This is a genomic window from Actinophytocola sp. (genome assembly GCF_045807065.1).
Taxonomy (GTDB): Bacteria; Actinomycetota; Actinomycetes; order Mycobacteriales; family Pseudonocardiaceae; genus Actinophytocola.
In genome coordinates, this window is sequence record NZ_JBJMIE010000171.1 from 1 (window position 1) to 3,590 (window position 3,590).

Annotated in this window: 4 protein-coding genes and 1 pseudogene; 3 read left to right on the forward strand and 2 right to left on the reverse strand. The window is 68.2% G+C overall.

Going from position 1 to position 3,590, the window contains the following annotated elements; all coding sequences use genetic code 11:
• Positions 1-8 precede the first annotated feature (8 nt).
• Positions 9-1,268: a serine--tRNA ligase gene (gene serS / locus ACJ73U_RS09855; protein WP_407777248.1), complete on the reverse strand. Its 1,260-nt coding sequence runs from the start codon at positions 1,266-1,268 to the stop codon at positions 9-11.
• A 266-nt stretch (positions 1,269-1,534) separates the two neighbouring features.
• On the opposite strand from serS, the gene ACJ73U_RS09860 reads away from it, so the two are divergent.
• Genes ACJ73U_RS09860 through ACJ73U_RS09870 form a run of 3 tightly spaced genes read left to right on the forward strand, consistent with a single transcriptional unit; the run spans position 1,535 to position 3,359 of the window.
• Positions 1,535-2,380 carry a septum formation family protein gene (locus ACJ73U_RS09860; protein ID WP_407777249.1) on the forward strand — a complete coding sequence of 282 codons (846 nt, stop codon included), beginning with the start codon at positions 1,535-1,537 and terminating at the stop codon, positions 2,378-2,380.
• Between the two features lie 13 nt (positions 2,381-2,393).
• Positions 2,394-2,744, forward strand: coding sequence for a metallopeptidase family protein (locus tag ACJ73U_RS09865; RefSeq protein WP_407777250.1), 351 nt, complete (start codon positions 2,394-2,396; stop codon positions 2,742-2,744).
• A 36-nt stretch (positions 2,745-2,780) separates the two neighbouring features.
• Entirely contained in the window at positions 2,781-3,359 is a 579-nt protein-coding gene (locus ACJ73U_RS09870; RefSeq protein WP_407777251.1) for a MerR family transcriptional regulator, read from the forward strand.
• Between the two features lie 3 nt (positions 3,360-3,362).
• On the opposite strand, the pseudogene ACJ73U_RS09875 reads toward ACJ73U_RS09870, so the two are convergent.
• A pseudogene (locus ACJ73U_RS09875) lies at positions 3,363-3,590 on the reverse strand (IS110 family transposase); the annotation flags it as partial.

The window sequence follows — 3,590 nt, forward strand, 5'->3', positions numbered from 1 at the left end:
CCCCGGCCCTACACCGGTTCCAGCACCTCTTTGCCCAGGTAGGGCCGTAGTGCGGTTGGCACTCGCACGGAGCCGTCTGGTTGCTGGTGGTTCTCCAGGATCGCCACGATCCATCGGGTTGTTGCCAGTGTGCCGTTCAGCGTCGCTGCTACCTGGGGGCGGCCGTTCTCGTCGCGGTAGCGGATCGACAGGCGGCGGGCCTGGAACGTCGTGCAGTTCGATGTGGAGGTCAGCTCTCGGTAGCGCCCCTGCGTCGGCACCCACGCCTCGCAGTCGAACTTTCGCGCCGCGCTCGTGCCGAGGTCGCCGCCCGCCACGTCGATCACGCGGTACGGCACCTCGATCTTCGCCAGCATCTCCTCCTCCCACGCCAGCAGCCCGGCGTGCTCCCTGTCCGCGTCCGCCGGTTGGCAGTAGACGAACATCTCGATCTTGTCGAACTGGTGGACCCGGATGATCCCCCGAGTGTCCTTCCCGTACGTCCCCGCCTCGCGTCGGAAGCACGATGACCACGCCGCGTACCGCCGCGGCCCCGCCGACAGGTCGACGATCTCCTCGGCGTGGTACCCGGCCAGTGGCACCTCCGACGTGCCGACCAGGTACAGGTCGTCTTCTGCCAGCCGGTACACCTCGTTCGCGTGCGCGCCGAGGTAGCCCGTTCCGGCCATGATCTCCGGACGGACCAGCACCGGCGGGATCATGAGCGTGAACCCGTTCGCGACCGCCTGCGCCGCCGCCAGGTTGAGCAGCGCGAGCTGCAACTGCGCGCCGACCCCGGTCAGGAAGTAGAACCGCGAACCGGACACCTTCGCGCCCCGCTCGACGTCCAGCGCGCCGAGCCGCAGCCCGAGGTCGAGGTGGTCGGCCGGTTCGAAGTCGAAGACCGGCGGTGTACCGACCTCCTTGACAACGACGTAGTCGTCCTCGCCACCCGCGGGGGCGGCCGGATGGACCACGTTCGGCACAGCGGTGTGCAACTCGGTGAGCTGGGCCTCGGCCGCCGACTGCGCGGCCTCCGCCGTGCGCACGCTCGCGGCCAGCTTCCGGCCCCTGGCCAGCAGTGCGTCCCGCTCCTCGCCGTGTGTCCGACCGACCTGCTTGCCCAGTTGCTTCTGCTCGGCACGCAACGCGTCCGCGGCCGCGACCGCGGATCGGCGTCGTTCGTCCGCGGACAGCAGTGCGTCGACCACCGCTTCGTTCTCGCCACGTGCACGCTGTGACGCGCGCACCACCTCAGGATTCTCACGCAGTGTCCGCAGGTCGATCACGGCGGGGAGCGTATCCGCCACCCGCGTCGCTGCCACACGAGTCCCGGCCCCGGAGCCCTGCACAGCCGGTGGAAGGCGACACCGATCGGGCACGTCCGTCAGATGATTTCCGACTGCACGTCGATTCGGCCCCTCCCAGCGTGCGGAACGCTGGCATCATGGACGCGATGTCTGGACGCGTCGGGCGGACGAGCTCCCGAGGGAGCACGCTGAAAACACGGTTGGTCATGGCAGGCGCCTTTGTCGGAGCCATGGCCGTGCTCAGCATGAGCATGTTGTTCTCCTGGCCGGTCTCGGTTAAGGGTGCGGCGGACACCGCGGCCGAGGAGGCCGCGGCCGCGTTCGACTCGCCGAGCGGGACATGTCTCGACTGGCCGAACGACGCTCCGCAGAACATGCGCCGCGTCCCGTGCTCGGAGCCGCACACGTTCGAGGTGACCAGCAACGTCGAGATCGGCAAGGACTACCCGTCCAGCGCGCCGCCGCCGAGCGACCAGGGCTGGCAGCAGATCGTGACCGAGCGCTGCACCGAGGTCGGGGCGAAGTACGTCGGCGGCACGCTCGACCCCTACGGCAAGTACACCGTTGGCGCGTTGAAGCCGACGGCAGAGCAGTGGAAGGAAGGCGACCGAAAGCTGCGTTGCGGCCTGCAGCGGGTGACGCCGTCCGGCCAGCGCCTGCTGACGACCACAGGTACGGCCGCCAAGCAGGACCAGTCCAACGTCCACGACCCGGGCACCTGCTTCGCCCTGGTGAACAAGCAGGAGGTCGGCGACCCGGTCGACTGCTCCAAGTCGCACTCCTACGAGGTCGTCGGCAACGTCGACCTCTCGAAGGTCTTCCCCGGGCCGGACTACCCGTCCGAGGACCAGCAGCGGGAGAAGACCGTCGACCTCTGTCCACCGGTGGCGGCGCAGTACACGGGTAACAAGGACCTGGCCACGCTGACCCTGTCCCTGTATTCGGACACGCTGAAGCAGGAGAGCTGGGCGGCCGGCTCCCGCAAGGTCAACTGCAAGGTCGGCGCGCTCAACCCGGACGGGACGCTGCGACCGGTGGTCGGCAGCGTGCGGGCCCAGCCCGCGTCGACGACCGCGAAACCGTCGAAGTAGGAGCGTCGCGGCCATGGGCTTCACCATGACGCGCCAGCGGTTCGAGGAGCTGGTCGGGGACGCGCTCGACCACATTCCTCGTGAGTTCGCCGCGGCCATGGAGAACGTCGTGATCCTGGTCGAGGACCGCGACCTCGAGAACCCCTCGCTGCTCGGGCTCTACCACGGCGTGGCCCTGACCGAGCGCACGTCGCACTACGGCGGCGTGCTGCCGGACCGGATCACCATCTATCGCGAGGCGATCCTCGACATCTGCGACGACGAGCAGGACGTGGTCGAGGAAGTCGCGATCACGGTCGTTCATGAGATTGCCCACCACTTCGGTATCGATGACGCTCGGTTGCACGAGCTCGGCTGGGGCTAATTTGACACTGTCATCTGACACTGTCAAACTGGAACCATGAGCGACGAGCTGTGGACCCTCGAGCAGCTTTCGGACCGCGTCGCTGACCTCCTCGCCGACGGCTACGAAGGTCAGCGCAACGGGCGAGTCCGGGAGCTGCCGAACGGGCGCACCATCCGGTGGTACACCACCATTGGTCTCGTCGACCGACCGCTGGCGACGAAGGGGCGGGTCGCGCTTTACGGCAGGCGGCACGCTTTGCAGCTGGCGGCCATCAAGCGACTCCAGGCTCGCGGCATGGCGCTGGCCGAGGTCCAGGAGCGGCTGCTCGGCGCCTCCGACGAGGAACTGGCCGGCATCGCCAGGACGAGACTCGACCTCATCCCGCCACCGCCAGGGATGCAGGTACGGGTCGACGGCCTCTGGCGCCACCACCATACCGAAGCGAAGAACGACACTGTCACGAACGTGGTCCCCGCGTTCCGCATAGGTGACAGTGTCACCGTACTGCTGGACGGCGCGACCAGGCCTCTCGACGACGCCGACCTCGGGGAGTTGACCGCGGCCGCGCGGCCGCTCCTCGACGCGATCGACCGGCTCGGCCTCTCCCCACGAAAGACATCCCAGGAGCTTTGAATGTCAAGCCGCAGTCGAGTTGACGTGATGCGACCAGGCGGTTGTCTCGTTGTAGTGGGTGCCGGTTTTGAGGCATCCGTGGAGGATGCCGACGAGTCGGTTGGCGAGTTGGCGCAGAGCGGCGTTATGGCTCGCGCCGCGGGCTCGTTGCCGGTCGTAGTATGCGCGTGCTCCGGGCGAGAGCCCGAGGGCGCTGAAGGCTTGGGCCAGCAGCGCGTCGATGAGCCGGTC